This window comes from Pseudomonas entomophila L48 (assembly GCF_000026105.1).
Classification (GTDB): domain Bacteria; phylum Pseudomonadota; class Gammaproteobacteria; order Pseudomonadales; family Pseudomonadaceae; genus Aquipseudomonas; species Aquipseudomonas entomophila.
On record NC_008027.1, the window covers coordinates 5,698,383 to 5,725,080 of the forward strand.

Here is a 26,698-nt window from a genome sequence, read left to right on the forward strand (position 1 = left end):
AGTCCATCGCGTACTGTTCATTTGCCATCATCTTGGCAATGGACGCTTCCGTTTAAATGGACTTACCAGGTAGACCTCTTGCAGACGCTCACCCGTACCCGCCAGCACATCCGTGAACTGGCGCAGGCCAACGCATTCGAAGAACTGACCCACTTTATCGATTCACTTGAGGCGCAATGGCTTCAGGCGGCCCCTGGTGAGTGCCCGGCCTACCTCGACGCCGCCAAGGGGCACATGCTGATCGACTGGGAAACCCAGATTGGCAAGGACCTTACCGCCGTCCTGCAGGCCTGGATCGACGCGTGCCCGAACGCCTACCACCCACATGTCGCCATGGCCTTCCACGCGTTCGACCGGGCCACTCACATCCGCAGTTTCGCGGTGGCGCCCGAGGTGACCGAGGATCGCTGGCTGGGGGCCGCGCAAGCTTGTGAAGTGGCCGCTGCCCATCTGTTGCAGGCCATGAACCTGTCGCCACGTCCCGTGGCCGCGGCAATCTGCATGATCAAGATCTGCGCGCACTTCGACGAGCCCGGCTGGCTGAGCGAATTGTTCAAAGGCCAGCCAGCTCGCTGGCGCCCCGCCGACCAGGCCGAGGCGCAGGTACGGCAAGAAGCTGCCGAGCACCTGCATCGCTATGGCCTCCAGGTGCTTGCCGAGTTACCGCAGGCGCTTCCCGCCTTGCTACCGGCCCGTGACGTGCACGAGTTCGAGCGCCCACAAGACTATTGGTTGCTCAGGGCAATGGCAGGGTTCCCCAATGCCTATGAGGCGATGCAGACCTACACCGCCTACCTTCGACCACGCTGGGGTGGCAGCTATGAGGAGATCGACGGCCTGGCCAGCGGCCGCTTGACCGACGGCTGGAGCGAAGCCCATCGCAACGGCCTGCGCTGGGTGATCCTCGATGATCAGTTCGATCTCCCGGAAAGCGACGAGCACGACAGGATCGCCGACTGGCAGGCGGTGTTCCAGGACTGGTCGCAACGCGAACTGCGCCCCTTGGAACGCGCCACGTTGCTCGCGCGCGAAGCGGCGTTCCGACGCTATTCGCTCAGCGACAACGCCGGGGCCATGGCGTTGTTCAGCGCTAGCGTGGAGCACTATCCGGACCAGAGCTGGGTGGGCGACATCGGCGAGCCGTTCTGGAGCCTGGCCTACCTGGCCGTGAACCAACTGGCCCCCGATCCGCAGCAGACCTTCAAGACCGTCATCGAACGGCTCTGTGACACCCCCAACTACGCCGCAGCCTGCGCCCTGCGCGCCGCCGGGCATCAGTTCGGGCTCTGGGGCTTCGAACGTTCGGGCGAGCTGGCCGACCAATGGCTGGCGACCGCGGCCAAGCGCCAGAGTGGGCGGGATGGTTATGGTTTCGACGTGCTGGACGTCCCGTTGATGCTGTGGGGCGCCAACCTGCATCCGGTGGCGTACTTCCTCTACCAGCGCTTCGCCGAACTGGAGCTGCCCAATGCCCCGGCCGCGCTGTACGACCTGCACCGTGGCTGGCTGCATGACACGCCCGAGCAGTACCTGGACGAGCACAAGGCCGACTACTGGCTCAAGCGCGCGGCACAGATGGGCTGCAAGGTCAGCAAGTACAACATTGCGCGTGACCGCATGAGTTCGGGTGAGGACCTGAGCGATCCGGTGGCCCGGGTGGAAGTCTGGGGGCAACTGCTCGAGGCTTTGGGCGACGAGCGCATCGATGGCCACGTCAACCTGCACCTGGGCATTCTGCTGCGCCGCTACGGCGAGCCTGTGGACCATGAACAAGGCCTGGCGTACCTGTATACGGTCTTCGATCACGCCCATGACTGGGTGGCCGCCCGTGCCTGCGCGGAAATCGGCCTGGCCTGGATGGAAGGCCAAGGTGCGCCCCGCAAGAATCGCTTTGCCGCCATGCAATGGGTATCGCGCGCCATGCAGATCAAGCCTGACAGCGAGCAGATCCAGGAAATCGCCTGGTGCATCTTCAACTCGCACAACCGCCTGCTCTCGTTCCTCACCGGGATCACCGCGTTTCTGTTCAAGGGCAAGTTCTCGAGAGGCGAACTACCGCCTGCCGCGCTGACCCGCTGAAACCATGAGCGCCACTTTTCTCGAGCGTGTGCGTATCCATGCCTGGCTGTGGTTCGGCGAAGGCTTTCTGATCTTCCTCGCCTGCACGCTGTGCCTGCTGCCCTTGCTGGCCTGGCTGACCTTTTCAGGTTGGCCGGGCTGGGTGGCCGCGCTGCTGACCTGGCCGGCACCGGTGATGGGGTGGTCGATCATCCGCCAGGCATTCACCCACCAGGACGACGACGAGTCACCCGGTATCGAGTTGCATGCGCAAGCACTGCCGGATCTCGCCGCCGCCATTGAACAAGTACGTGCCAAGCTCGGCGCACCGGCGCCAGACTTCGTCTACCTGGATGAATGTTTCAATGCCGGCATCCGCCAACAACGCTCGTTGCTCGGCCGCACCCGCAACAGCCTGGTACTCGGGCTACCACTACTCGAAGCGCTGGACAGCGAAGCCTGCACGGCGATTCTCGCCCACGAGTTCGCCCACATCGCCCAGCGGCATGGCCGCTACAGCAGCCGCCTGTATTTTGCACGGCAACGCTGGCAGGCCATGGGTGAGCGTATCGAGAAGCATGTCGGGCTGGCCCATGCGCCCCTACGTCTGTTCGTCGGTTGGTATGTACCTCGCCTGCTCAGGGCCAGTTACGCGTTCGCCCGGCAGTGCGAGTACCAGGCCGATGCCGAAGCGGCGCGCACCTACGGCAGCCGGGTCATGGCGCAGGCGCTGATCGGGATGCGCATCCAGTCCCGGGCGCTGCAATCCGCGTTCTGGCCACAGCGCCATGTCGAGACGGCGGGAGGGCACTTCACCGAACTGGCGCATGGTCAACCACTGGCCGAGCCCACAGACAGGGCTCACGCCTGCACTTGGTTGCATGATGCCTTGCGTGAGGAGGTGGATGAACACTCGACCCACCCGAGCCTGGCACAGCGCCTGTCGGCGCTGGAGATCGACACGGACCCACAGCATGCCGACATTCCCTGGCAGCGCCCCGCACCCTGCGCGGCACGCCTGTGGCTGGGGGATGAACATGCGGCCCTGGCGCAGCGCATGGACGCGCGCTGTGACGATCATTTTCAGCATCAGCATGAGCGCGCGACCCAGCGGACTCGGGCTCAACGCAGCGATAGGCATGCCCTGCTGAGCAAGCGCTCGCTACGGACACTGAATGCCGACGAACTGGCGCACCTCGCCTGGCTGGAGCGCCACCTGCTGGCGCCTGGATGCGAAGGTGAAAACTGGCTCGAGCTTGGCCTGGCCCTGGATGCACAGCATCCCTGGCTGATGTTCCAGCAGGCACAGCGGCACCAGCAGCAGGGCGACTGCTCGACGGCCAGCGAGCTGTGGCAAGCACTGGCGGAGCAACCCTCCAGGTACCAGGTGAGCGCACTGCACCGCCTTGCCGAACATGCATTGCGCAACCAGGACTGGGCCGCCGCCCGCCTCCTGCGCGAACAGGCGGACGAGCTGTCGCAGGCCTTCGAGCAAGCGCCTGACTACCAGCCCCACGGCCTGCCCGCATCGAAACTGGAGATACTGACCGAAACCCTTGCTCCGTTATTGTCGGCCACGGCCGGTGCCTGGCTGTTGCTCGAGCCTGGCGCGGATCACTATCTGCTGGTGGTGCTGCCACGCAACTCCTGGCTTTCACGGCTGCTGCGGCGAGTCAGCGGCGAGGTTCCATTCGAACAGGAGGCGTGCGAGCAGCTCCTTGAGCGACTGATGCCCAGGGTCGAGTTGCCCGTGCGCAGCCTGCTGCTCGAACCCTCGGATCCACTGCTGGCTCACTGCGGTCCGGCCAGCGCCCTGCACCCACTCGAACCTTGAGCGAGCGCGGTAAAACCTCGATGCACTCTTTTCAGCCCTGCGAGCAGAGACCCCTCTAAGCTTTGCCGGGCCGCCGGATGCGGCCCCTCGCAAGCAAGCACGGAGCGCCCAATGTCCCTCGCCCTCGTCCACAGCCGCGCCCAGGTCGGGGTGCTGGCACCACCTGTCAGCGTCGAAACCCACCTGGCCAACGGCCTGCCCACGCTCACCCTGGTCGGTTTGCCGGAGGCCACGGTCAAGGAGAGCAAGGACCGGGTGCGCAGCGCCATCGTCAACTCGGGGCTGGACTACCCAGCCCGGCGCATCACCCAGAACCTCGCCCCCGCCGACTTGCCCAAGGACGGCGGGCGCTATGACCTGGCCATCGCCCTGGGTATCCTCGCCGCCAACGGCCAGGTGCCGGCGGCCACCCTCGATGACATCGAATGCCTGGGCGAGCTGGCCTTGTCCGGGGCGTTGCGGCCAGTTCAGGGGGTGCTGCCTGCAGCCCTCGCCGCACGCGATGCCGGCCGGGCGCTGGTGGTACCCCGAGAGAATGCCGAAGAGGCCAGCCTGGCCAGCGGGTTGGTGGTGTATGCCGTTGGCACTCTGCAGGAACTGGTCGCCCACCTGAGCGGGCAACTGCCCCTGCCACCCTACGCGGCTAATGGCTTGCTACTGGAACAACGGCCCTACCCAGACCTGAGCGAAGTCCAGGGCCAGGTCGCCGCCAAACGCGCCCTGCTGGTGGCGGCCGCCGGAGGGCACAACCTGCTGTTCACAGGCCCGCCCGGTACCGGCAAGACCTTGCTCGCCAGCCGCCTGCCCGGCCTGCTGCCGCCGCTGGACGAGCGCGAGGCGCTGGAGGTGGCGGCCATCCGCTCGGTCAGCGGCCATGCTCCGCTCGACTGCTGGCCGCAGCGGCCATTTCGTCATCCCCACCATTCCGCATCCGGCCCGGCGCTGGTCGGGGGTGGCAGCCGACCGCAGCCCGGCGAGATCACCCTGGCGCACCACGGCGTGCTGTTTCTCGACGAGCTACCGGAGTTCGAGCGACGCGTGCTGGAGGTGCTGCGTGAGCCGCTGGAATCCGGCGAGATCGTGGTGGCCCGGGCCAAGGACCGGGTGCGCTTTCCGGCGCGTTTCCAGCTGGTAGCGGCGATGAACCCCTGCCCCTGCGGTTACTTCGGCGACCCCACCGGCCGCTGCCGTTGCAGCCCCGAGCAGATCCAGCGTTATCGCAACAAACTCTCCGGCCCCCTGCTCGATCGTATCGACCTGCATCTTACCGTGGCCCGCGAAAGCACCGTGCTGAACAGCCAGCCCAGCGGTGAGACCAGCTCCAGTGTTGCCCGCGTGGTCGCCGAGGCTCGCGAGTTGCAGCAACGCCGCCAAGGCTGCACCAATGCCTTCCTTGACCTTAAAGGCCTGCGCCGGCACTGCCCGCTGGAACCGGCTGACCAGGCTTGGCTGGAGACGGCCTGTGAACGCTTGACCTTATCGTTGCGGGCAGCACACCGGCTGTTGAAGGTGGCCCGCACGCTGGCAGACCTGGAACAGGCCCCCTCCATCACCAGGTCGCACCTGGCCGAAGCGCTGCAGTACCGGCCCAGCGCCTGACGCAGCCTGTAACACCGGCTCTGTAGGAGCGGCTTTAGCCGCGATCACCGGCAACGCCGGTGCCACACACCACGTTGCCCGCATCGCGGCTAAAGCCGCTCCTACAGACACGCTCAATCGGCGCCATAGTGGAAATATATTTTGCGCACTAAATATTATCGCGCAATATTCATCTCACGCAGCAAGCAGTCGCCAACCCCACTCAGCAGAACCTGGAGAACGACCATGACCCTTCGCAAAGCCTTCGCCCTGACCGCCACCGCCCTGACCCTCGGCACCAGTGCCGGCGCCTTCGCCACCGAAGCCACCCCCTACCACTACGGCATGGACCTGGACATCGCCCAGGTGGTCAAGGTCGACGCGCCCGCCAGCACCCAGGGCCACACCGGCAACGCCACCCTGACCTACCGCGACAGCAGCGGCCAGCTGCGCGCCGTGAGCTACGTGCAACCCACCACCCTCGCCAACCAGAACTGAACCACCGACACATCACTCAAGGAGCCCGAACATGAACCTGTCCCGCACCCTGACCGCCGGCCTGCTGACCTTGGCCGTGAACAGTGCCTTCGCCGCCGGCAGCCCCGGCGTCGAGTCCACCACCCAAGGTTTCCTCGATGCCCTCGCCGCTGGCGGTGGCAAGCCGCTGGAAACCCTGGCACCTAAAGATGCCCGCGCCGTACTGAGTGGTGCACAGGCCGGGGTGAAGGTCGACCTGTCGGGTATTCGCGTCGAGCGCCGGACCATCCAGGCCGACGGCCAGCCGCTGGAGATCCGCGTGGTACGCCCCGAAGGGGCCAAGGGTGAGCTGCCGGTGTTCATGTTCTTCCACGGCGGCGGCTGGGTGCTGGGCGATTACCCCACCCACGAACGCCTGATCCGCGACTTGGTGGTCGGTTCCGGCGCGGCAGCGGTGTACGTCGATTACACGCCATCGCCAGAAGCGAAATTCCCCACCGCGATCAACCAGGCCTACGCCGCCACCCGCTGGGTGGCCGAGCATGGCAAGGAGATCGGCGTGGACGGCAATCGCCTGGCAGTAGCCGGCAACAGCGTCGGCGGCAACATGGCCGCGGTGGTGGCGATCAAGGCCAAGGAGGCCGGCACGCCGAAGCTGCGCTTCCAGGCACTGCTGTGGCCGGTGACCGATGCCAACTTCAACAACGCGTCGTACAACCAGTTCGCCGAGGGCCATTTCCTGACCCGCAACATGATGCAGTGGTTCTGGAACAGCTACACCACCGACCCGCGCCAGCGCGATGACATCCACGCCTCGCCGTTGCGCGCCAGCCTCGAGCAGTTGAAGGGCCTGCCACCGGCGCTGGTGCAGACCGCCGAGATGGATGTGCTGCGTGACGAAGGCGAAGCCTATGCCCGCAAGCTCGACGCGGCCGGGGTGCCGGTGACCGCCGTGCGCTACAACGGCATGATCCATGACTACGGCCTACTCAATGTGCTGAGCACGGTGCCCACTGTCCGCAGTGCCATGGACCAGGCGGCACAGGCATTGAAGCAACACCTCCAGTAACAACGTGCCCTCGTAGGAGCCGGCTTGCCGGCGAACACCGGCAACGCCGGTGCCAGCCACCGCGGCGCTTGGTTCGCCAGCAAGCTGGCTCCTACGGTACGGGGGCCGGGCGTACCGTTCCTCTGAACGAACGATGCGTCACGCCCTGGCGGATTGTCGTTGCCACGACCAGTCCGCAAAATAGCGCTCCAGACACAACCGCTGCCCACGCAGTTCATGGAGCCCGAACCGATGCCACACGAAGGCAGCCTTCTACAAACCGCGGTGATCTTCCTGCTCGCCGCCGTGATCGCCGTTCCCCTCGCCAAACGCCTGCAACTGGGCGCCGTGATCGGCTACCTGCTGGCCGGCGTGGCCATCGGCCCGCAGGCCCTGGGCCTGATCCGCGACACCGAAAGTGTCGCGCATATCTCCGAACTGGGCGTGGTGTTGCTGCTGTTCATCATCGGCCTTGAGCTGTCTCCACGACGCTTGTGGCTGATGCGCAAATCGGTGTTCGGCGTCGGCACCGCGCAAGTACTGCTGACGGGCGCGGTGATCGGCGCCATCGCCCTGTTCGGCTTCAGCCAGACACTGCCGGCCGCCTTGGTGTTGGGCCTGGGCCTGGCGTTATCGTCCACCGCACTGGGCTTGCAAAGCCTGGCCGAAACCAAGCAGCTCAACGCGCCCCACGGCCGCCTGGCGTTCGCCATCCTGCTGTTCCAGGACATCGCCGCGATCCCGCTGATCGCCCTGGTACCGCTGCTGGCCGCCAGCGGCCCGGACACTGCCCAAGGCGACAGTCTCGAGCACGGGCTGAAAGTGTTCGCCAGCATCGCCGTGGTCGTCGTCGGCGGCCGCTACCTGCTACGCCCACTGTTTCGCACCGTGGCCCGCACCGGCCTGCCGGAAGTGTCCACCGCCACCGCGCTGCTGGTGGTGATCGGCACCGCCTGGCTGATGGAGGAAGCCGGGGTTTCCATGGCCCTGGGCGCCTTCCTCGCCGGCCTGTTGCTGGCCGACTCGGAATACCGCCATGAGCTGGAAGCGCAGATCGAGCCGTTCAAGGGCCTGCTGCTGGGGCTGTTCTTCATCAGTGTCGGTATGGGCGCCAACCTGCGCCTGCTGCTGGAAATGCCGCTGGTGCTACTGGGCCTGACCCTGCTGCTGATCGCCGTGAAACTGGTGCTGCTGATCGGCGTCGGCCGCCTGGCGGGTGGGCTCAACCGTGCCAGCGCCCTGCGCCTGGGCATGGTGCTGGCGGCCGGTGGCGAGTTCGCCTTCGTGGTGTTCAAGCTGGGCAAGGACCAGGGGCTGTTCGATATCCAGACCTACGACCTGCTGTTGATGACCATCACCCTGTCGATGGCAATCACCCCACTGCTGATGCTCGGTTGCGCCCGCGCCCTCAAGCGCCCGCAGCCACCGCGCGAAGTGCCCGAGCAGTACAAGAGTATCGACGCCGGCACCCCGCGGGTGGTGATCGTCGGCATGGGCCGCATGGGCCAGATCGTCGCGCGCATCCTGCGGGCGCAGAAGGTGCCGTTCATTGCCCTGGAAACCTCGGTGGACACCATCGAGATGACCCGCATGTTCGAGCAGGTGCCTGTGTTCTACGGCGACCCATCGCGCTCCGATGTGTTGCATGCGGCCAAGGTCGGCGAGGCCGAGTATGTGATCATCACCATCGACGACCCGGAGGCCGCCACCCGCACCGCCGAGCGGGTCAAGCGGCTGTACCCGCACCTGAAGGTGGTCGCCCGGGCGCGCAACCGCCAGCATGTGCACAAGTTGATGGACGTGGGCGCCGAGCCGATCCGCGAGACGTTCCATTCCAGCCTGGAGATGAGCCGGCGCACCTTGATCGGGCTGGGGTTGTCGGAGGAACAGGCGGCCTACCGGATCGAGCGGTTCGCCGAGCATGACGAACAGGTGCTGGAAGCCCAGGGCCTGGTGCGTGACGACCGGGCCAAGGTGATGCAGACGGCCAAGGAAGCGCGGGTGGAGCTGGAGCGGTTGTTCGAGTCGGATGCGGATTGAGACTCAGGCGAACGCCAACCGCTCGATGGGTGGATGCTCGCGGTGCGCGGCCTGCCACAGGTCATAGGCCGCCTGCTCGGCCAGGTACTGACGGGCACTGCCGAGGCCGGCCAGTTCAAGGCGATAGGCCAGGTCGGCTGAAATGGCGGCGTGGCCGTTGAGCACTGTGGATAACTGGCCACGTGAGTAGCCAAGGTGGCGAGCCAGGGAAGAGACGTTCATGCCGATGGTGGCCAGGATGTCTTCGCGCAGGGCTTCGCCGGGATGGGGAGGGTTGTGCATGGCTGTCACTCCGTCTTGAACTTTTTGGGGCTGCTGCGCAGCCCTTTCGCGACACAAGGCCGCTCCCACAGGAGATCGCAATCCTCTGTGGGAGCGGCCTTGTGTCGCGAAAGGGCCGCAGAGCGGCCCCGCTTTAAACGGCAGATCGAGGTCTCACCCTACGCTGATGATCCAGCCACCAACGGGGTCCCTACACCAGTTATCGCCACTGGATAGCAACTGGTTTCGCGCTCGTCCGAAACCATACAACAGCGGCAGAGCAGATCAACCGAGAAACTTCTGACAACCTCGACAGAGGATGTTCGAAAAACGCCCGAATCTGCCGAGCTCAGCAATGTCCTACGTGATCTGAAAACCTTTCTCACTGACCAGCCTACACCCCAGGAAATACCCTACGAGATCTGTCGATTCCCGTCTGATTGTCCGGGGAAATCACGCCCTCTAGGATCTCCCAGTCGCTGTCGGTTCAGCGATCGGGTGTGGAAACCCAGTAGTCCTTAGAAGGTGCCGTAATGGCAGTTGTATGCGGGAGGCCTCTGGCCTACCGGGTGACCTTCTTTCCGGATTTCCACCCCGTGTACAACTGCCGCCCTCTGCGTGGAAACGGACGGTTGCAGTCAAACCTCAAGAAGGAATCTGCAATGAAAAAGATCGTCCCCGACCCACCCCTCCCCGACACCCGCCACCACCCCTTCGGCAAATGCGACGCCGGCCACCCACCGCTGTTCGCGGTCAACCCCGACATCAACGCCCACGACGCCCTGGTGCATGTCGCCCAGTACCTGCGCAGCGCCTACAACGTTGGCTACAAAGCCCTCGACCATATGGACGACACGGGCAAGAGCCTGTTGTGGGCCAACCTGCATGCGGTCGAGATGGCCGAGGGGCTGACGGAGGCGATGCTGGAGGGGATCGAGTCCAATGGCGTGAAATGAGGGCCTGAGCAGGTTCGCCGGCAAGCCAGCTCCTACGGGCCAAGCACAAAAAGGCCGGCCCCTTCGACGGGGCCGGCCTTTGGCGTTTTCAGCGCGGGTTACTTGCCAGCAGTCAGCGCGTTGTAGCTGGTGATCAGATTGCGGTAGTCGGGGATGTGGTTGGAGAACAGCGCCGCCAGCCCTTCGACGTCGTTGCGCCAGTCGCGGTGCAGCTCGCAGGCCACCCCGAACCAGGTCATCAGTTGCGCGCCGGCCTGGCTCATGCGGTTGTGGGCCGCGTCGCGGGTCATTTCGTTGAAGGTGCCGGAAGCGTCGGTGACCACGAACACCTCGAACTCCTCCTCCAAGGCCGCCAGCGCCGGGAAGGCCACGCACACTTCGGTCACCACGCCGGCGATGATCAGCTGCTTCTTGCCGGTGGCCTTCACCGCCTTGACGAAGTCCTCGTTGTCCCAGGCGTTGATCTGACCGGGGCGGGCGATGTACGGGGCATCCGGGAACAGTGCTTTCAGCTCCGGCACCAGCGGGCCGTTGGGGCCTTGCTCGAAGCTGGTGGTGAGGATGGTCGGCAGGTTGAAGTACTTGGCCAGGTCCGCCAGGGCCAGCACGTTGTTCTTGAAGCGGTCCGGCTCGATGTCGCGCACCAGCGACAGCAGGCCAGCCTGGTGGTCCACCAGCAGTACGGCGGCGTCGTCTTTGTTCAGGCGGTTGTAGGTGAATTTGCTCATGTCGTTGCTCCTGAGGGGTGGTGTTTCGCGTTGATGAGCAAAGATTAGATTCGTTACCTTTGAGTCGGTAGACTGCGAAAATTGGCTTTAGCGTCCTGTTTTATGAACGATAGATAGTGGGTTGGCTTACGGGCCTCTTCGCCGGCAAAGCCGGCTCCTACAGGTACGGCGCAACCCTTGTAGGAGCCGGCTTTGCCGGCGAAGAGGCCGGTACTGGCAACCCAACACCCGGAGACCGCCCCATGGAAGACCTCAACTCCCTCTACTACTTCACCCAGGTGGTCGAACACGGCGGCTTCGCCCCGGCCGGCCGGGCACTGGACATGCCCAAGTCCAAGCTCAGCCGGCGCATCGCCGACCTGGAGGAGCGCCTGGGCGTGCGCCTGCTGCACCGCACCAGCCGCCATTGCTCGCTGACCGAGATCGGCCAGGCCTACTACAACCGTTGCCTGGCCATGCGCGTGGAGGCCGAGGGCGCCGCCGAGATCATCGAACGCAACCGCAGCGAACCACGCGGGCTGGTGCGCGTCAGCTGCCCGACCACCCTGCTCAACTCCTGGGTCGGGCCGATGCTGACCCGCTACATGCTCAAGTACCCGCAGGTGGAGCTGTTCATCGAGAGCACCAACCGCCGCGTCGACCTGCTGCACGAGGGTTTCGACATCGCGTTGCGGGTGCGCTTCCCGCCGCTGGAGAACACCGACATGGTGATGAAGGTGCTGAGCAACAGCACCCAGTGCCTGGTCGGCCATCCGTCATTCCTCGAACAGCTGCCGGCAGGTTTCGACCCACAGCAACTGAGCACGCTGCCCAGCCTGCATTGGGGCGGCGCCCAGCGCGAGTACCAGTGGGAGCTGTTCCAGGGTGAGGACAGGGCACAAAGCCTGGTGATCCCGCACAAACCACGAATGGTCACCGATGACTTGTTCGCGCTGCGGCATTTCGTGGTGGCCGGGGTGGGGATCGCGCACCTGCCGCGGGTGGCGGTGCGTGAGGACCTGGCGGCCGGGCGCCTGGTGGAGATGCTGCCGGACTGGCAGCCGCGCTGTGGGATCGTGCATGCGATCTTCCCGTCGCGGCGGGGGTTGCTGCCGTCGGTACGGGCGCTGATCGATCACCTGGCGGAGGAGTTTGCGGTCAGCGACATGGCGTAGCCCGCGCCCACAAATCCCTGTAGGAGCGGGTTTACCCGCGAAAGGGCCGCAAAGCGGCCCCCGTTTCACTCAGAACGCAAAGCAGGAACAACCCAACGCCCCCCAGAACCCCTGGAAGTCGCTCACCGGCACACTGGAATGCCGCGCCTTCTCATGACTGTGCGCATGCACCCCGCAAGGCCCGACGCACTGGTGCACGGCCGCAGCCAGCGGTGCGCCGGCCCGCCAGTGCCCCGGCACCTTCACCACCGGCGACCACTCCGGCACCACCGGGATCTGCGCCGGCCCCAGCTTCTCGAAGTCACCGGCGCCATACACCACCTTGCCGTCGACCACGGTCAGCACCGACTCGATCCACTTGATCGCCTCTTCCTCGACGCTGAAGAAGTCCGCCGACAGCGCCGCCAGGTCGGCCAGCTGGCCCACCTTGATCTGCCCTTTCTTGCCCTGCTCGCTGGAGAACCAGGCGCTGCCGTGGGTGAACAGCTGCAGGGCAACGTCACGGCTCAGGCCACCGTCCGGGTACAGTTCCAACCCACCAACGGTCTTGCCGCTGACCATCCAGTACAGCGAGGTCCAGGGGTTGTAGCTGGACACCCGAGTGGCATCGGTACCCGCACCCACCGGCACGCCCTCGGCCAGCATGCGCTTGATCGGCGGGGTCGCCTCGGCGGCCTTGGCGCCATAGCGCTCGACGAAGTATTCGCCCTGGAACGCCATGCGGTCCTGGATGGCGATGCCACCACCCAGCGCCCTCACCCGCTCGATGTTCTTCGGCGTGATGGTCTCGCAATGGTCGAAGAACCACGGCAGGCCATTGAACGGGATATCGCGGTTGACCTTCTCGAACACATCGAGCATGCGCGAGATGGACTCGTCGTAGGTGGCGTGCAGGCGGAACGGCCAGCGCTGCTCGACCAGGTGGCGCACCACGGGTTCCAGTTCCTGCTCCATGGTCTGCGGCAAGTCCGGGCGGGGTTCGAGGAAGTCCTCGAAGTCGGCCGCCGAGAACACCAGCATCTCGCCAGCGCCGTTGTGGCGCAGGAAGTCGTTGCCGTCGCCGGGCTTGACCTTCTGCGTCCAGTTCTTGAAGTCGGCCAGTTCTTCCTTGGGTTTCTGGGTGAACAGGTTGTAGGCGATGCGCACGGTCAGCTGGCCGTTGTCGGCCAGCTCCTGGATCACCTGGTAGTCATCCGGGTAGTTCTGGTAGCCACCGCCGGCATCGATGGCGCTGGTCAGCCCCAGGCGGTTGAGCTCACGCATGAACTGGCGGGTGGAATTGACCTGGTACTCCAGCGGCAGCTTCGGCCCCTTGGCCAGGGTGGCGTAGAGGATGGCGGCATTGGGCCGGGCGATGAGCATGCCGGTGGGGTTGCCGAACTTGTCGCGCTGGATCTCGCCACCGGGCGGGTTGGGCGTGTCCTTGGTGTAGCCGACCGCCCGGAGCGCGGCGCGGTTGAGCAGCGCGCGGTCGTACAGGTGGAGGATGAACACCGGGGTGTCGGGCGCGGCCTGGTTGATTTCTTCCAGGGTGGGTAGGCGCTTTTCGGCGAACTGGAATTCGTTCCAGCCCCCGACCACCCGCACCCACTGCGGGGTCGGCGTACGGTCGGCCTGGTCCTTGAGCATGCGCAGGGCGTCGGCCAGCGATGGCACGCCCTCCCAGCGCAGTTCCAGGTTGTAGTTCAGCCCACCGCGGATCAGGTGCAGGTGCGAGTCGTTCAGGCCCGGGATCACCGTGCGCTGCTTGAGATCGATGATCTGCGTGCTGCTGCCTTTATGGGCCATGGCTTCGGCGTCGCTGCCCACGGCGATGAACGTGCCGTCCTTGATGGCGACGGCGCTGGCCTGGGGTTTCTCGCGGTCGACGGTGTGCAGTCGGCCATTGAACAGGATGAGGTCGGCGGTCATGGGGCTTCCTTGGGTGGCTGCATAGGTGGAACCGGCGGTGCCGGCAAAGGGCAACGCGGACCAGATGGCGCCAGCCGCACCAAGCATGGTACTGGCGGCGAGGAACTGGCGGCGGCTCTTGTCGTTCGAGGCCTGGGACATGGTGTTCTCCATCGGGATGCGACAGGCGTCATGGCGGAGCATGCCGGTTGACGCCAGGCGAAGGATTGGATGGATGTGCCGTGGGGCTGATTGAGGTTAGCAACCCCTGGGGCTCGTGCCTTGCACCTTTACCGCTGAAGAAACGCCAGCAGGTCTTCGTTCAACTGCTGCGCATGGGTCACCGCGAACCCGTGCGGTGCGCCGGCGTATACCTTCAGTTCAGCCCCACGGATCAGCTCGGCGGCCCGCTTGCCAGTGGTTTCGAATGGCACGATCTGGTCGTCGTCACCATGGATCACCAGGGTCGGCACATCGATTCTGGCCATGTCCGGGCGGAAGTCGGTCTCGCTGAACGCCGTCACGCAATCCAGGGTGCCCTTGATCGATGCCATCAGGGCGATGTTCAAGGTCTGGGCCTGGACGCCCTGGGACACCTGCTGGCCATGGTTGATACCGTAGAACGGCGCCGCGAAGTCAGCGATGAATTGCGCACGGTCGGCACGCAGGCCGGCCTTGATACCGTCGAACACCGTGGTATCGACACCGTCCGGGTTGTCAGCACGCTTGCCGAACACCGGCGTCACCGCGCCCAGCAGCACCAGGCCGGCCACACGCTCGCTGCCATGGCGGGCGATGTAGCGGCTGACATCACCGCCGCCCATCGAGAAGCCCACCAGGGTCACTTCGCGCAAGTCGAGGTGTTCGATCAGCTGGGCGATGTCATCGGCGAAGGTGTCGTAGTCGTAGCCGTCCCACGGCTGGCTGGAGCGGCCAAAACCGCGGCGGTCAAAGGCGATGGCGCGGTAGCCGCGACTGGCCAGGTACTCCATCTGCGAATCCCACATGTCGGCATCGAGCGGCCAGCCGTGGCTGAACAGCACGGGTTTGCCGGTGCCCCAGTCCTTGTAGTAGATCGAGGTGCCATCGCGGGTGACGAGCGTGCTCATATCGGTATCTCCTGAAAATGGATTTGGCGGTTCGCAAAATTCAGCCACGCAGCCAGGCGGCGCAGCGGCGGGTTACCCAGGGCATGATGTAGAACACCACGGGCAGGATGACGAACAGGTTGGTGACCAAGTTGCCGGTGACCGGGCCACCCAGCAGCGGATAACGGGCAAACAGCGGCGCCAGCAGCTGCGGAATGACCAGGGTCATCGGGCAGATCACCAGGTAAGTCAGCAGGGCCTGTTTCCAACGCGGTGGTTGCGCGGCGCCCATGCTGGGCGGGGTGAACCAGAACTCCGGGTCGTCGTGCACCTGGGTCTGGTCGCCGTCTTCCAACAGTGGCAGCACTTCGCTGATCAACGCCTGGCGCTCGGCAGAGTTGACCCAGGCCTGCAGCAGGCCGGCATCGGCGAAGCGCACCACGGTGGTGAAGTGGCGGCCGCTACCGTCCGGGCGGATGACATTGACGTCCAGGTGGCCAGGCTGTTGGCGGGCGGTGGTCACGGCGCGCTTGAGCCAGGTTTCGTAGTGCGCCAGCGCCTGAACACGGACCTTGTGCTGGATCACCAGCGTGACGACATTGCGGTTGCCTTCGGTTGCGGTGTTCATCGCTGACATTTCCTGGGGATGAGCTAGCCTGCATCCACTGTGCAACGGCACACGGGCGCTGGATTGGATGGCTGTGCTGCCTTGCCTGGCACCGCGCGGGTGCCAGGCTGGCGGCGGCTTACTTGCCGGCGGTCAGGGCGTTGTAGCTGGTGATCAGGTTGCGGTAGTCGGGGATGTGGTTGGAGAACAGTGCCGCCAGCCCTTCGACATCGTTGCGCCAGTCGCGGTGCAGCTCACAGGCCACGCCGAACCAGGTCATCAGTTGCGCGCCGGCCTGGCTCATGCGGTTGTGGGCCGCGTCGCGGGTCATTTCGTTGAAGGTGCCGGAAGCATCTGTCACCACGAACACTTCGAACTCTTCCTCAAGGGCCGCCAGCGCCGGGAAGGCCACACACACCTCGGTCACTACGCCGGCGATGATCAGCTGCTTCTTGCCGGTGGCCTTCACCGCCTTGACGAAGTCCTCGTTGTCCCAGGCGTTGATCTGGCCAGGGCGGGCGATGTACGGGGCATCCGGGAACAGTGCTTTGAGCTCCGGCACCAGCGGGCCGTTAGGGCCTTGCTCGAAGCTGGTGGTGAGGATGGTCGGCAGGTTGAAGTACTTGGCCAGGTCCGCCAGGGCCAGCACGTTGTTCTTGAAGCGGTCCGGCTCGATGTCGCGCACCAGCGACAGCAGGCCAGCCTGGTGGTCCACCAGCAGTACGGCGGCGTCGTCTTTGTTCAGGCGGTTGTAGGTGAATTTGCTCATCGTCGTTGCTCCCAAAGGTGTGTGATTGTCGTTGCCATCGGTGTTTCGCGTTGATGGGCAAAGATTAGATTCATCACCTTTGAGGCGGTAGACGGCGAAAATTGGCCTTAGCGTTCTATTTAAAGAACGATCGACTTCCCTTCGCGCAGCGCTGCTTAACGGACCAGTTTCCAGACGATGTGAGCGTTGCGACCACTGAGCCTGTACTCACACCCCTGGAACAGCCCCCAGATCAAGGGACCGAACGACAGGACAAGCAACAGGGGGAACACATAGAGCCCCAGAATGAGCAACACCGAGAGCAGTTTGTGCTCGAAGGTCACGGCCAGCCTGTGGACCTCGCCCGCCCCTTCGAAGGTATTGATATCCAGACCGCGCTGCCTGGCGAAGTACCAGGCATAGATAGCCAGGGTGAATGCGGACACCATTACACACACGAACATCAGGCGATTGACGAAACCGAGGGTTTCACACAGGGTCACGAAATCGACCCACTTGGTCGCTGTTCATGCTCGGGAAGCTCCTCTGCCCGGACATGGCCGCCCACTACATAGAACTCACCGTCACGTCGGACCTCGTCGAGTGAGCGAGGGTCTTCGGCACCGCCATACATACCGTTCACATCGATGCACCAAAGGCCATCGAACTTCAGCAGTTTGACGCTGAGATAGATCCGCCGGCATTCATCGCTGGATACTTTCAGGGACAACTCCCGAACATCCTCGACCACGACCCTGACATGTCGCCAGACATTGCCGCCGGCCCAGTTGTCACGGCCGTTGAAGGTCATTGCAAAGCTGAGGGTTCCATCCACGGCTTCCTGATACTCGAACGCCAGCAGATAACCATCGTCGAACCGGTGGTACTTCTCGAAAATCGCTTCTGCCGATAACGTCCCTGTAGCCACTGCAGCCTCCTGGAAAAATCGAAAAGCCCCGGGCAATCCCAATGCCGCCCTGGCACACTCGAAGCACGCGCGGCTTCAACCGTGCGCCATTGTTTCCAACTCATCGGCCTGCAGCAAGAACATCGTGCCCTTGTAGGCGCCGGCTTGCCGGCGAACAGCGACAACAAGATTGCCTGCCCCTTCAACCTGCTCTATTACTAGCCACAGCCCTCCCTCGCACCGAGATCATCATGCTGGCTTTCATCCAGTCTTCCCCGTTGTTGCTCGGCACCGCCCTGATCTTCCTCGACCTGCTGCTCTGGCACCTGATCCCCCTGGAACGCCGCGCCTGGCGCATCGCCTCGCGGCTGGCGATCTTCCTGCTGTTCAGCTGGGTCTTGCTGGCCGCGGGCATGAGCCCGCTGCAACCGCCGCCCTGGGCCGACGATGTGTCGCGCAACCTGATGGCCACGGTGCTGGCGATCGGCTGGTGGCTGTTCGGCGCGCGCACGGTGACGGTGGTGTTCGGCCTGTTGCTGGTGGCGCGGGGCAGCCACGGCGGGCGCCTGCTGCAGGATGTGGTGGGGGCGCTGATCTTCCTGGTGGCGGCGGTGGCGGCGGCGGCCTATGTGATGCAGCTGCCGGTCAAGGGCCTGCTGGCCACCTCCGGGGTGATGGCCATCGTCATTGGCCTGGCCTTGCAGAGCACCCTGGCCGACGTGTTCTCGGGCATCGTGCTGAACACCACGCGGCCCTACCAGATCGGCGACTCGATCTCCATCGACGGCACCGAGGGCAAGGTCGTCGATATCGACTGGCGCGCCACCCGGCTGATCACCGGCAACAGCAGCCTGGCGGTGATCCCCAACTCGGTGGCGGCCAAGGCCAAGATCCTCAACTTCAGCCGCCCGGCCGAGGTGCACGGGGTGTCGATCAGCGTGGTGGTGCCGGCCAAGGTGCGCCCGCAGCGGGTGTTCGATGCGCTGGAAAAGACCCTGCAGGGCATCAGCATCCTGCTGGACAAGCCCGCGCCCAAGGTCACGGTGAAGGCGTCGACGCTGGAGTCGGTGGAGTACGAGGCCAGCGGTTTCATCGCCGACATGTCGCGCAAGACCGAAGTGCGCAACCAGCTGTTCGACCTGGCCCACCGCCACCTGGAGGCCAGTGGCGTGATCTGGAACGTCGAGACCGGCGTACCAGCGCGCAGCCGCCAGCGTGAGCTGCTGGAGGAGGTGCGGGTGTTCCGCTCGCTGACCAGCGACGAGCGCGACAGCCTGAGCCAGCGCATGACCACGGTAGAGTACCCGGCCGACCAGGTGATCCTGGCTATCGGCGAGCGCTCAGACCATGTACTGCTGATCAGCCGTGGCGTGGTGTCGGCGTCGGTGCGCGATGGCGAGCGGGTGGTCGAGGGTGGCCGCATGGGGCCGGGGGAAGTGCTGGCGCTGGAAGGGTTGCTGGATGACGAGGCCTCGCCCGTCGAATTCCGTGCCCTGACGGGGTGTGTGCTCTACCGCATCGACAAGGAGCAGATACGCGGCTGCCTGACCCAGAGCGGGGACGTGAAGTCGGCATTGACCAAGTTGCAGCGCTTCCGTCGGCAGAAGCGTGAATCGCTGTTGTTGCAGAAGCCGACCGTTGTGAAGAAAGGCGGGTTTCTGAGTTGGCTGCACAAGTGATTCGCCAGCAAGCTGGCTCCTACAGGTATGCGCCGACCCTGTAGGAGCCAGCTTGCTGGCGAACCGCCTACAACACCACCCGCAAACACTGCCCCGCGTGGTACAGCGAGAACCCCGACTCATAGAACGCGGTGCGCAACGACGGCGCGCTCACCGGCTTCATCGGCGAGAACGGAATCGGCAAACTGTCCGGATCATCCTTGAGCAAAAACTCGGCAAAGGCCCGGCCGATCACCGTGCCGGTGGTGTTGCCCCGGCCGTTGTAGCCAGTCACCGCCACCAGCCCCGGCGCCGGCTCGAACAGCCGCATCAGGTGGTCGGGGGTGAAATCGATGCAGCCGGTCCAGTGCATCTCCCACTCGACCTTGCCCAGTTCCGGGTAGTAATGGCTCTGGATGCGATCGGCCCAACTGCGCACGAACCACGCCGGCTTGTTGTCGACCCGGCCGAGGCTGCCGAGCAGCAAGCGGCCCTGGTCGTCACGGCGAATGCTGCTGAGCACGGTGCGGGTGTCCCAGGAGCCCTGGCCATGGGGCAGGACCTTGTCGGCGGCCGCGCCCTGCAAGGGTTTGGAGGCAACCTGGTAGTAGTAGCCACGGAAGAAATGCTTCTGCAGGTTGCTCCAGTCGCCTTCGGTATAGGCGCCCGTGGAAATCACCACCTTGTCGGCGCGCACCGCGCCGCGCGCGGTCTTCACCCGCCAGGCATCGCCGTCGCGCTCCAGCCCTTCGACCGAGGATTGCTGGAACAGCTTGCCCCCCAGCCGGCTCACGGCGGCGGCCAGGCCTTGTGTATACCCCATGGGGTTGATGGTGCCGGCGCGGCGGTCGAGCAGCGCGGCGGAAATCTTGTCGGTACCGCAGTATTCCTGGCATTGCGCACCGGTCAGCAGCTCGACGTCGGCGCCGCGCCGGGTCCATTGCTGGTGGCGGGCCTCGAGGTCGGCGATGCCGGTGGCGTTGTGCGCCATGTGCAGGGTGCCTTTGTGCTGCGCCTGGCAATCGATCCCAAGGCGCTCGATCATCGCGAACACTTCGCCCGGGGCCTCGCCGAGCACCTTGTTCAGGCGGCTGCCCTGCTTGTGGCCGAGGGTGGCCTCGACGTCGTCGGGGCGAATCCAGGTGCCGGCGTTGACCAGGCCGACGTTGCGCCCGGAACCGCCATGGCCGATCTTCCAGGCCTCCAGCAGGATCACCGACTTGCCTTGCTCCAGCAGGTGGATCGCCGCGGACAGGCCGGTGATGCCGCCGCCGATCACGCAGACATCGGCCTTGTGCTCGCCAGCCAGGGCCTGGGCGGCCACGGTCGGCTGGGTGACGAATTCCCACAGACATTCTTGACGCAGTTCGGACATGGCCCGGCTCCAGCTATTGTTCTTATTGCCTCTGGGGCCGCGTTGCGGCCCTTTCGCGACGCAAGGCCGCTCCCACAGGAATCCCGCCGAACCCTGTGGGAGCGGCCTTGCGTCGCGATCCGGGGGCCTTAGCCCCCGCCTGCGATCATCAATCGAACACGATGCCCTGCGCCAGCGGCAGCTCGCGCGAATAGTTCACGGTGTTGGTCTGGCGACGCATGTAGCCTTTCCAGGCATCCGACCCGGACTCACGCCCGCCCCCGGTCTCCTTCTCGCCACCGAACGCGCCACCAATCTCCGCACCGCTGGTGCCGATGTTGACGTTGGCGATACCGCAATCACTGCCCGAGGCACTCTGGAAGCGCTCGGCCTCGCGGATGTCGGTGGTAAAGATGCACGAGGACAGCCCTTGCGGCACTTCGTTGTTCAGGCGCAGCGCCTCTTCGAAATCGTCGTAGGCCAGCACGTAGAGGATTGGCGCGAAAGTCTCGTGGCGCACCACGTCGCTCTGGGCCGGCATCTCGGCAATGGCGGGCGAGACGTAGTAGGCATTGGGGTACTGGTCAGCCAGCTGACGCTCGCCACCGAACACCAGGCCGCCTTCGTCGCGGGCCTTGGCCAGCGCGCCCTGCATGGCGTCGAACGACAGCTTGTCGATCAGCGGGCCAACCAGGTTGTCCTTGCGCGGGTCGCCGATGCGCACCTTGCCGTAGGCGGCTTTGACCCGCGCCACCACTTCGTCCTTGATCGAACGGTGGACGATCAGCCGGCGCAGGGTGGTGCAGCGCTGACCAGCGGTGCCCACCGCTGAGAACAGGATGCCGCGCACGGCCAGGTCCAGGTCGGCGCTCGGGGCCAGGATCATGGCGTTGTTGCCGCCCAGTTCGAGGATGCTGCGACCGAAGCGCGCCGCTACACGCGGCCCGACTTCACGGCCCATGCGGGTACTGCCGGTGGCGCTGACCAGCGGCACGCGCGGGTCGTCGACCAGGGTTTCGCCGGCTTCACGGCCGCCGATCACCAGTTGGCTCAGGCCCGCCGGCGCATCACCGAAGGCTTTCAGGGCTTTTTCGAACAGCGCCTGGCAGGCCAGGGCGGTAAGCGGGGTCTTCTCGGACGGTTTCCACACCACGGCGTTGCCGGCCACCAGTGCCAGCGCAGCGTTCCACGCCCACACCGCCACCGGGAAGTTGAAGGCGCTGATCACGCCGACCACGCCCAGCGGGTGCCAGCTTTCACGCATGTGGTGGCCGGGGCGCTCGGAGGCGATGGTCAGGCCGTACAGCTGGCGCGACAGGCCCACGGCGAAGTCGCAGATATCGATCATTTCCTGCACTTCGCCCAGGCCTTCCTGGGTGATCTTGCCGGCTTCGATCGACACCAGCTCACCCAGGTCGGCCTTGTGCTCGCGCAACACTTCGCCAAACAGGCGCACCAGCTCGCCACGGCGCGGCGCCGGGACATTGCGCCAGGCTTCGAAGGCCTGCTGCGCCTGGTCGATGCGGGCGGTGGTGTCGGCCTTGCCGAGCAGTTTCACCGAGGCGATCTGGCTGCCGTCGATCGGGGTGTGGACAGGGTGGTCGCCCTGGGTGTGAGCCGCGGCGGTAACGCCGAGGCGTTCGAGCAATCCAGCAACCATGTGCTTCTCCTACATCGGGTGAAGGGTTGGAAAATGACGTGGGTCAGTATTAATCCGATTACACAGGTGCAACAAACGACCTTTATTCCGCATATCATTCCGCCAGGTAATGATTCGAGCCGCAGAGACCGCTATGTCCAAACGCCTGGTGCCTTCCATGACCGCCCTGCAGTGCTTCGAGGCTGCAGCCCGCCACCTGAGCTTCACCCGCGCCGCCGAGGAGCTGCACCTGACCCAGAGCGCGGTGAGCAAGCAGGTGGCGCAGCTCGAGGAGATGCTGCGCCATCACCTGTTCCTGCGCATTCGCCGGCGCCTGCAGCTCACGCCCGCGGGCGCGCTGTACCTGGCTGAAGTGAACAAGATCCTCACCCAGGTCGACATGTCCAGCCGCTACGTGCTCAGCTACGGCACGCAGACCGAAGTATTGAAGGTAGCCACTCAACCGAGTTTCGGCGTGCGCTGGTTGATTCCGCACCTCAAGGGCTTCGGCAAGCGCCACCCGAACATCCACCTGGACATCCGCAACGAGATGGAACCGTTCGCCCTGCTGCAGGGCTCGGCCGACGTGGTGTTCTTCTTTGGCCAGGGCACCTGGCCGGGGGCGACCTGCGTGGAGTTGTTCGGTGAGGAAGTGCTGCCAGTGTGCGCGCCGGAACTGCTGCAAGGCCGCACGCTGCCTGACGCGGGCGCGGTGGCGGAATTGGTGCTGCTGCAGAGCACCTCGCGGCCGGAGGCCTGGCACGAGTGGTTCCTGGAGCAGGGGCTGCACACCGACAACAGCTACCACGGGCCGCGCTTCGATACCTTCTACATGGCCTTGAGCGCGGCGCAGGCCGGCTGTGGGGTGGCATTGGTGCCACGTTACCTGGTGGCGAAGGAGCTGGCCGAGGGCAGCCTGGTGGTGGCCTGGGATCATGCGATGAAGAGCAATGGCGCGCATTACCTGGCGTTTGCCGAGCATGCGGCGGAGGTGCCGAAGGTGCGGGCGTTGGTTGAGTGGGTACGCGAGCAGTTGTAGCGGTTCACCTGTAGGAGCCGGCTTGCCGGCGAACCGCCCCTGAGGTCGATCAAAAAAGGAATGAAACCCGCACTTTTTTTCGCTTGTACGGCCACTCCATTCCCAGCTTTCATGTAAGGGTCCTCACTCACCCAGGAAGCTCGCGATGCCCGCCCACGATTTCGTCAGCCCCGACAGCATCCGCGCGCGGTTCTCCGCCGCCATGTCGCTCATGTACAAGCAGGAAGTGCCCCTGTACGGCACGCTGCTCGAGCTGGTGAGCGAGATCAACCGCCAGGTCATGGCCGAGCAGCCCAAGGTCGCCGAGGCCCTGCGCTGGACCGGCGAGATCGAGCGCCTCGACCAGGAGCGCCACGGCGCCATCCGCGTGGGCACCGCCGAGGAGCTGGCCACCATCGCCCGCCTATTCGCGGTGATGGGCATGGAACCGGTCGGCTACTACGACTTGAGTTCGGCCGGAGTGCCGGTGCACTCCACCGCGTTTCGCGCGGTGCATGAGCAGTCGCTGCATATCAGCCCGTTCCGCGTGTTCACCTCGCTGCTGCGCCTGGAGCTGATCGATAATCCGAAACTGCGTGATCTGGCCCAGAGCATCCTGGCCAAGCGGCAGATCTTCACCCCCCGCGCGCTGGAACTGATTGACCAATGCGAACGCGATGGCGGCCTGAACGCATCCGACGCCGACACCTTCGTCCAGGAAGCCCTGCACACCTTCCGCTGGCACCAGGACGCCACCGTCACCGCCGAGCAGTACCAGCAACTGCACGACCAGCACCGGCTGATCGCCGACGTGGTGGCCTTCAAGGGCCCGCACATCAACCACCTCACGCCACGCACCCTGGACATCGATGCGATCCAGCTCGGCATGCCGGCCAAGGGCATCCCGCCCAAGGCCGTGGTCGAAGGCCCGCCGACCCGCCGTCACCCGATCCTGCTGCGCCAGACCAGCTTCAAGGCCCTACAGGAAGAGGTCGCCTTCAGCGATGCCCAGGGCAGCCATACCGCGCGCTTCGGTGAGATCGAGCAGCGCGGCGCGGCATTGACGCCGAAGGGTCGGCAACTGTACGACCGCCTGCTCGATGCAACCCGCGCAGCCCTGGGCGGCGCGCCGGCCGAGGCCAATGCCGAACGCTACATGACGCTGCTCGCACAGCACTTCGCCGAGTTCCCGGATGACCTGGCGCAGATGCGCGAGCAAGGGCTGGCGTACTTCCGCTATTTCGCTACCGAAAAAGGGCTGGCGGCGCGCGGCCAGGCGGATCGCCCGACCACCCTGCAAGGGCTGATCGACGCCGGGCATGTGCATTACGAGGCGTTGGTGTACGAGGACTTCCTGCCGGTGAGCGCGGCGGGGATCTTCCAGTCCAACCTGGGCGACGATGGGCAGGCGGAGTACGGCAGCAATGCCAACCGCGAGGCCTTCGAGCAGGCGCTGGGGCTGACGGTGCAGGATGAGTTGGCGCTTTATGCGCAGAGCGAACGACGGTCGCTGCAGGCATGTGCGCAAGCCTTGGACCTGGGGGCGATGTGAGGCCAGGTTCGCCGGCAAGCCGGCTCCTACAGGGGTTTACGCGGTACCTGTAGGAGCCGGCTTTGCCGGCGAAGAGGCCAGCACAGGCAACAAACCTGTTACTTGACCCGGAACCGATCCACTTCCTGACGCAACTGCCCCGCCAGCCCTTCCAGCTCCCGCGCCGTCATCGCCAGCTCATTGGCCACGTCACGCTGCTCGCTGTTGGCCTGGGCGATGCTCTGCAGGTTGCGGCTGAGCACCGTCGCCGTGCTGCTCTGCTCCTGGGTCGCCGTGCTGATCACGGTGAACTGCTCACCGGCAACCCGGCTCTGTTCGTCGATGCGCGCCAGCGCCTCGGCCACCTTGTCGTTGCGCGCCAACCCCTCCTGCATCAGCTCGTTACCCTGCTCCAGAGTGCTGATGGCATGGCCGGTCTGCTGCTGGATGCTGGCGATCATGCCGGAGATCTCGTCGGTGGCCTGGCGGGTGCGCGCGGCCAAGCCACGCACTTCATCGGCCACCACCGCGAAACCACGCCCCTGCTCGCCGGCCCGGGCCGCTTCGATGGCGGCGTTCAGCGCCAGCAGGTTGGTCTGCTCGGCAATCGCGGTGATCACCCCGACGATGCCGCCGATTTCCTGGGAACGCGCACCGAGCGTATCCATCACCGCCGCAGTGCCGCCCAGGGCCTCGGCGATCTGCTTGAGCGAGGCCGACGCTTCGTCCATGGCCGTGCGGCCGATGCGGGTCTGCTGGGCATTGTCGCGGGCCATGCGCTCGGTGCCGGCCATGTTGTCGGCGATGTTCATCGAGGTGGCGCTGAACTCCTCCACCGCGCCGGCCATGCTGGTGATCTCACCGGATTGCTGGTCCATGCCTTCGCAGGCGCCGGACGACAGCCCCGACAACGAACGGGCGCGGCCGCTGACCTGGTCGGAAGCACTGCGGATGTGCTCGACCATGGTCGCCAGGGCCTCGCCCATCTGGTTGAAGCTGCGCGCCAGCTGGCCGATCTCGTCATGGCTGGTCACGCTCAGGCGGGCACTGAGGTCGCCCGCGCCGAGGGCCTCGGCCTGGCGCACCAGGTCGCCCAGCGGGCGCAGCTTGCGGCGCAGCAGCCACAGCGTGGCGGCCACGGCCAGGAGCATGGCCAGCAGGCTGCCAATGGCCAGGCGCAGGCCGACGCTCCAGGTCACCTCGCGGATTTCCCCTTCGGGCATGCTCGCCACCACGGTCCACGGGCCTTCGGCGAACGGCACGGCAACACTGAACAACTGCTCGCCCGCGCTGGCCCAGAAGCGCCCTTGGCCCGGCTCGAAGTGTTTGAACACCTGCCCGTCGGCATCACCCGCGCCAGCCGGTGGGACCAGCCATTTGCCCTGCTCGTCGAGCAGCGCCAGCGAACCGGTCTGGCCGATGCGGAAGCGCTTGAGGTTGGCGAACTGGGCGTTCTGCGCGTCGGTGTAGTCGAAGCCGACGAACAGCACGGCGATCACCCGGCCGGCGCCGTCGCGCACCGGCACGTAGCGGGTCATGTAGTTGCGTTCGAACAGCACGGCGCGGCCCACATAGGTCTGCCCGGCCATGAGCTTCGAATAGGCCGGGTGCTGGCGATCGAGCTGGGTGCCGATGGCGCGGCTGCCGTCCTGCTTGGTCAGGCTGGTGCTGATGCGCACGAAGTCGTCGCCGCTGCGCACGAACAGGGTAGCGACCCCGGCGGTCATCTGCTGGAACTCGTCGACCTGCTGGAAATCGTTGTTCAGCAGGTGATCGCCGAGGTACAGGGCCGGTGTCTGCGCGCCGGCCACATTGACCGTCTCGCCCGCGTGCACCGCCAGGCCCGAGGCGAAGCGCCGCTCGAACAGGCCGCTCAGGCGCTGGGTGTTGTCCTTGAGCGAACCGTGGAAGGTATCGAGCTGGTCGGCCAGCAACCGCGCCTCGCTGGCCAGGTGCGCCTGGCGGGTGGTGAGGTTGGCGTCGTCCAGCGAACGCAGGGCGAACAGGGTACTGCCGGTAATCACCAACGCCAGCACGACGGCGAGGGCGACACCGAGTTGCGAGGCAATCCGGGCACGCGGTTGGGACATGGGAAGCTCCTGGCAAGAGGCCGGGATCATCCTG

At 65.3% G+C, this 26,698-nt stretch carries 22 protein-coding genes and 1 pseudogene; 11 read left to right on the plus strand and 12 right to left on the minus strand.

Annotated features, from left to right (window positions below):
- Positions 1 to 78 precede the first annotated feature (78 nt).
- The 6 genes from PSEEN_RS24890 to PSEEN_RS24915 all read left to right on the plus strand — a co-directional run bounded on the left by PSEEN_RS24890 (position 79) and on the right by PSEEN_RS24915 (position 9,035).
- On the plus strand, positions 79 to 2,079 hold the full coding sequence (locus PSEEN_RS24890) for a DUF4034 domain-containing protein (protein WP_011536356.1): 2,001 nt from the start codon (positions 79 to 81) through the stop codon (positions 2,077 to 2,079).
- A gap of 4 nt (positions 2,080 to 2,083) precedes the next feature.
- Positions 2,084 to 3,892 carry a M48 family metallopeptidase gene (locus tag PSEEN_RS24895; RefSeq protein ID WP_011536357.1) on the plus strand — a complete coding sequence of 603 codons (1,809 nt, stop codon included), beginning with the start codon at positions 2,084 to 2,086 and terminating at the stop codon, positions 3,890 to 3,892.
- Between the two features lie 111 nt (positions 3,893 to 4,003).
- On the plus strand, positions 4,004 to 5,491 hold the full coding sequence (locus PSEEN_RS24900; RefSeq protein WP_011536358.1) for a YifB family Mg chelatase-like AAA ATPase: 1,488 nt from the start codon (positions 4,004 to 4,006) through the stop codon (positions 5,489 to 5,491).
- Positions 5,492 to 5,716: 225 nt separating this feature from the next.
- Entirely contained in the window at positions 5,717 to 5,968 is a 252-nt protein-coding gene (locus tag PSEEN_RS24905; RefSeq protein ID WP_011536359.1) for a DUF2790 domain-containing protein, read from the plus strand.
- A 31-nt stretch (positions 5,969 to 5,999) separates the two neighbouring features.
- On the plus strand, positions 6,000 to 7,016 hold the full coding sequence (locus tag PSEEN_RS24910; RefSeq protein WP_011536360.1) for an alpha/beta hydrolase: 1,017 nt from the start codon (positions 6,000 to 6,002) through the stop codon (positions 7,014 to 7,016).
- Between the two features lie 231 nt (positions 7,017 to 7,247).
- Entirely contained in the window at positions 7,248 to 9,035 is a 1,788-nt protein-coding gene (locus PSEEN_RS24915; RefSeq protein ID WP_011536361.1) for a monovalent cation:proton antiporter-2 (CPA2) family protein, read from the plus strand.
- 3 nt (positions 9,036 to 9,038) lie between these two features.
- On the opposite strand, the gene PSEEN_RS24920 is transcribed toward PSEEN_RS24915, so the two are convergent.
- The gene (locus PSEEN_RS24920; protein WP_044488574.1) at positions 9,039 to 9,317 is read right to left on the minus strand and encodes a HigA family addiction module antitoxin; all 279 of its coding nucleotides are present in this window, start codon (positions 9,315 to 9,317) and stop codon (positions 9,039 to 9,041) included.
- A gap of 641 nt (positions 9,318 to 9,958) precedes the next feature.
- Here PSEEN_RS24920 and PSEEN_RS24925 point away from each other — a divergent pair.
- Positions 9,959 to 10,252, plus strand: coding sequence for a DUF3077 domain-containing protein (locus PSEEN_RS24925; RefSeq protein ID WP_044488576.1), 294 nt, complete (start codon positions 9,959 to 9,961; stop codon positions 10,250 to 10,252).
- 98 nt (positions 10,253 to 10,350) lie between these two features.
- Here PSEEN_RS24925 and ycaC (PSEEN_RS24930) read toward each other — a convergent pair whose 3' ends face one another.
- A complete protein-coding gene (gene ycaC, locus PSEEN_RS24930) occupies positions 10,351 to 10,980 on the minus strand; it encodes an isochorismate family cysteine hydrolase YcaC (RefSeq protein WP_011536364.1) in 630 nt (209 codons plus the stop codon).
- A gap of 242 nt (positions 10,981 to 11,222) precedes the next feature.
- Between ycaC (PSEEN_RS24930) and PSEEN_RS24935 the strand changes: the two genes are divergently transcribed.
- Positions 11,223 to 12,134 (plus strand): LysR substrate-binding domain-containing protein, encoded by a 912-nt coding sequence (locus tag PSEEN_RS24935; protein WP_011536365.1) that lies wholly within the window; start codon positions 11,223 to 11,225, stop codon positions 12,132 to 12,134.
- A 69-nt stretch (positions 12,135 to 12,203) separates the two neighbouring features.
- Here the strand turns inward: PSEEN_RS24935 and PSEEN_RS24940 are convergent, their stop codons facing one another.
- The 6 genes from PSEEN_RS24940 to PSEEN_RS24965 all read right to left on the minus strand — a co-directional run bounded on the left by PSEEN_RS24940 (position 12,204) and on the right by PSEEN_RS24965 (position 17,395).
- A complete protein-coding gene (locus tag PSEEN_RS24940) occupies positions 12,204 to 14,045 on the minus strand; it encodes an amidohydrolase (protein ID WP_086009466.1) in 1,842 nt (613 codons plus the stop codon).
- Between the two features lie 269 nt (positions 14,046 to 14,314).
- Positions 14,315 to 15,133, minus strand: a complete 819-nt coding sequence (locus PSEEN_RS24945) for an alpha/beta fold hydrolase (RefSeq protein WP_011536367.1) — start codon at positions 15,131 to 15,133, stop codon at positions 14,315 to 14,317.
- Between the two features lie 40 nt (positions 15,134 to 15,173).
- Positions 15,174 to 15,740 (minus strand): antibiotic biosynthesis monooxygenase, encoded by a 567-nt coding sequence (locus PSEEN_RS24950; RefSeq protein WP_011536368.1) that lies wholly within the window; start codon positions 15,738 to 15,740, stop codon positions 15,174 to 15,176.
- A gap of 118 nt (positions 15,741 to 15,858) precedes the next feature.
- Positions 15,859 to 16,488, minus strand: a complete 630-nt coding sequence (gene ycaC / locus PSEEN_RS24955) for an isochorismate family cysteine hydrolase YcaC (RefSeq protein WP_011536364.1) — start codon at positions 16,486 to 16,488, stop codon at positions 15,859 to 15,861.
- Positions 16,489 to 16,643: 155 nt separating this feature from the next.
- Positions 16,644 to 16,970, minus strand: a complete 327-nt coding sequence (locus tag PSEEN_RS24960) for a DUF4234 domain-containing protein (protein WP_011536369.1) — start codon at positions 16,968 to 16,970, stop codon at positions 16,644 to 16,646.
- Complete coding sequence (locus tag PSEEN_RS24965) at positions 16,967 to 17,395, minus strand: hypothetical protein (protein ID WP_011536370.1); 429 nt, start codon at positions 17,393 to 17,395, stop codon at positions 16,967 to 16,969. The genes PSEEN_RS24960 and PSEEN_RS24965 overlap by 4 nt, the downstream gene beginning before the upstream one ends.
- Before the next feature lie 230 nt (positions 17,396 to 17,625).
- On the opposite strand from PSEEN_RS24965, the gene PSEEN_RS24970 reads away from it, so the two are divergent.
- Positions 17,626 to 19,053 (plus strand): mechanosensitive ion channel family protein, encoded by a 1,428-nt coding sequence (locus PSEEN_RS24970; RefSeq protein WP_011536371.1) that lies wholly within the window; start codon positions 17,626 to 17,628, stop codon positions 19,051 to 19,053.
- 67 nt (positions 19,054 to 19,120) lie between these two features.
- Here PSEEN_RS24970 and amaA read toward each other — a convergent pair whose 3' ends face one another.
- The gene (gene amaA / locus PSEEN_RS24975; RefSeq protein WP_011536372.1) at positions 19,121 to 20,407 is read right to left on the minus strand and encodes an L-pipecolate oxidase; all 1,287 of its coding nucleotides are present in this window, start codon (positions 20,405 to 20,407) and stop codon (positions 19,121 to 19,123) included.
- 148 nt (positions 20,408 to 20,555) lie between these two features.
- Positions 20,556 to 22,046: an L-piperidine-6-carboxylate dehydrogenase gene (gene amaB / locus PSEEN_RS24980; RefSeq protein WP_011536373.1), complete on the minus strand. Its 1,491-nt coding sequence runs from the start codon at positions 22,044 to 22,046 to the stop codon at positions 20,556 to 20,558.
- A gap of 133 nt (positions 22,047 to 22,179) precedes the next feature.
- Here amaB and PSEEN_RS24985 point away from each other — a divergent pair, with 133 nt between their 5' ends.
- Together PSEEN_RS24985 and hglS are read left to right on the plus strand one after the other, a co-directional pair.
- A complete protein-coding gene (locus PSEEN_RS24985) occupies positions 22,180 to 23,064 on the plus strand; it encodes a LysR family transcriptional regulator (protein ID WP_011536374.1) in 885 nt (294 codons plus the stop codon).
- Positions 23,065 to 23,209: 145 nt separating this feature from the next.
- Positions 23,210 to 24,595 (plus strand): 2-oxoadipate dioxygenase/decarboxylase HglS, encoded by a 1,386-nt coding sequence (hglS, locus tag PSEEN_RS24990; protein WP_011536375.1) that lies wholly within the window; start codon positions 23,210 to 23,212, stop codon positions 24,593 to 24,595.
- Between the two features lie 98 nt (positions 24,596 to 24,693).
- On the opposite strand, the gene PSEEN_RS27475 is transcribed toward hglS, so the two are convergent.
- Both PSEEN_RS27475 and PSEEN_RS27480 read right to left on the minus strand, forming a co-directional pair.
- Positions 24,694 to 25,560: a methyl-accepting chemotaxis protein gene (locus tag PSEEN_RS27475; protein WP_420806637.1), complete on the minus strand. Its 867-nt coding sequence runs from the start codon at positions 25,558 to 25,560 to the stop codon at positions 24,694 to 24,696.
- Positions 25,558 to 26,694, minus strand: a pseudogene (locus tag PSEEN_RS27480) (Cache 3/Cache 2 fusion domain-containing protein); the annotation flags it as partial. The pseudogene PSEEN_RS27480 and the gene PSEEN_RS27475, both read right to left, overlap by 3 nt.
- Positions 26,695 to 26,698 lie beyond the last annotated feature (4 nt).

Excerpts from the sequence above, each read along its gene's own strand:
- PSEEN_RS24895 (WP_011536357.1), top strand. The coding sequence starts at position 2,084 with ATGAGCGCCACTTTTCTCGAGCGTGTGCGTATCCATGCCTGGCTGTGG.
- PSEEN_RS24900 (WP_011536358.1), top strand. The coding sequence starts at position 4,004 with ATGTCCCTCGCCCTCGTCCACAGCCGCGCCCAGGTCGGGGTGCTGGCA.
- PSEEN_RS24905 (WP_011536359.1), top strand. The coding sequence starts at position 5,717 with ATGACCCTTCGCAAAGCCTTCGCCCTGACCGCCACCGCCCTGACCCTC.
- PSEEN_RS24910 (WP_011536360.1), top strand. The coding sequence starts at position 6,000 with ATGAACCTGTCCCGCACCCTGACCGCCGGCCTGCTGACCTTGGCCGTG.
- PSEEN_RS24915 (WP_011536361.1), top strand. The coding sequence starts at position 7,248 with ATGCCACACGAAGGCAGCCTTCTACAAACCGCGGTGATCTTCCTGCTC.
- PSEEN_RS24920 (WP_044488574.1), bottom strand. The coding sequence starts at position 9,317 with ATGCACAACCCTCCCCATCCCGGCGAAGCCCTGCGCGAAGACATCCTG.
- PSEEN_RS24925 (WP_044488576.1), top strand. The coding sequence starts at position 9,959 with ATGAAAAAGATCGTCCCCGACCCACCCCTCCCCGACACCCGCCACCAC.
- ycaC (WP_011536364.1), bottom strand. The coding sequence starts at position 10,980 with ATGAGCAAATTCACCTACAACCGCCTGAACAAAGACGACGCCGCCGTA.
- PSEEN_RS24935 (WP_011536365.1), top strand. The coding sequence starts at position 11,223 with ATGGAAGACCTCAACTCCCTCTACTACTTCACCCAGGTGGTCGAACAC.
- PSEEN_RS24940 (WP_086009466.1), bottom strand. The coding sequence starts at position 14,045 with ATGACCGCCGACCTCATCCTGTTCAATGGCCGACTGCACACCGTCGAC.
- PSEEN_RS24945 (WP_011536367.1), bottom strand. The coding sequence starts at position 15,133 with ATGAGCACGCTCGTCACCCGCGATGGCACCTCGATCTACTACAAGGAC.
- PSEEN_RS24950 (WP_011536368.1), bottom strand. The coding sequence starts at position 15,740 with ATGAACACCGCAACCGAAGGCAACCGCAATGTCGTCACGCTGGTGATC.
- ycaC (WP_011536364.1), bottom strand. The coding sequence starts at position 16,488 with ATGAGCAAATTCACCTACAACCGCCTGAACAAAGACGACGCCGCCGTA.
- PSEEN_RS24970 (WP_011536371.1), top strand. The coding sequence starts at position 17,626 with ATGCTGGCTTTCATCCAGTCTTCCCCGTTGTTGCTCGGCACCGCCCTG.
- amaA (WP_011536372.1), bottom strand. The coding sequence starts at position 20,407 with ATGTCCGAACTGCGTCAAGAATGTCTGTGGGAATTCGTCACCCAGCCG.
- amaB (WP_011536373.1), bottom strand. The coding sequence starts at position 22,046 with ATGGTTGCTGGATTGCTCGAACGCCTCGGCGTTACCGCCGCGGCTCAC.
- PSEEN_RS24985 (WP_011536374.1), top strand. The coding sequence starts at position 22,180 with ATGTCCAAACGCCTGGTGCCTTCCATGACCGCCCTGCAGTGCTTCGAG.
- hglS (WP_011536375.1), top strand. The coding sequence starts at position 23,210 with ATGCCCGCCCACGATTTCGTCAGCCCCGACAGCATCCGCGCGCGGTTC.
- PSEEN_RS27475 (WP_420806637.1), bottom strand. The coding sequence starts at position 25,560 with ATGGGCGAGGCCCTGGCGACCATGGTCGAGCACATCCGCAGTGCTTCC.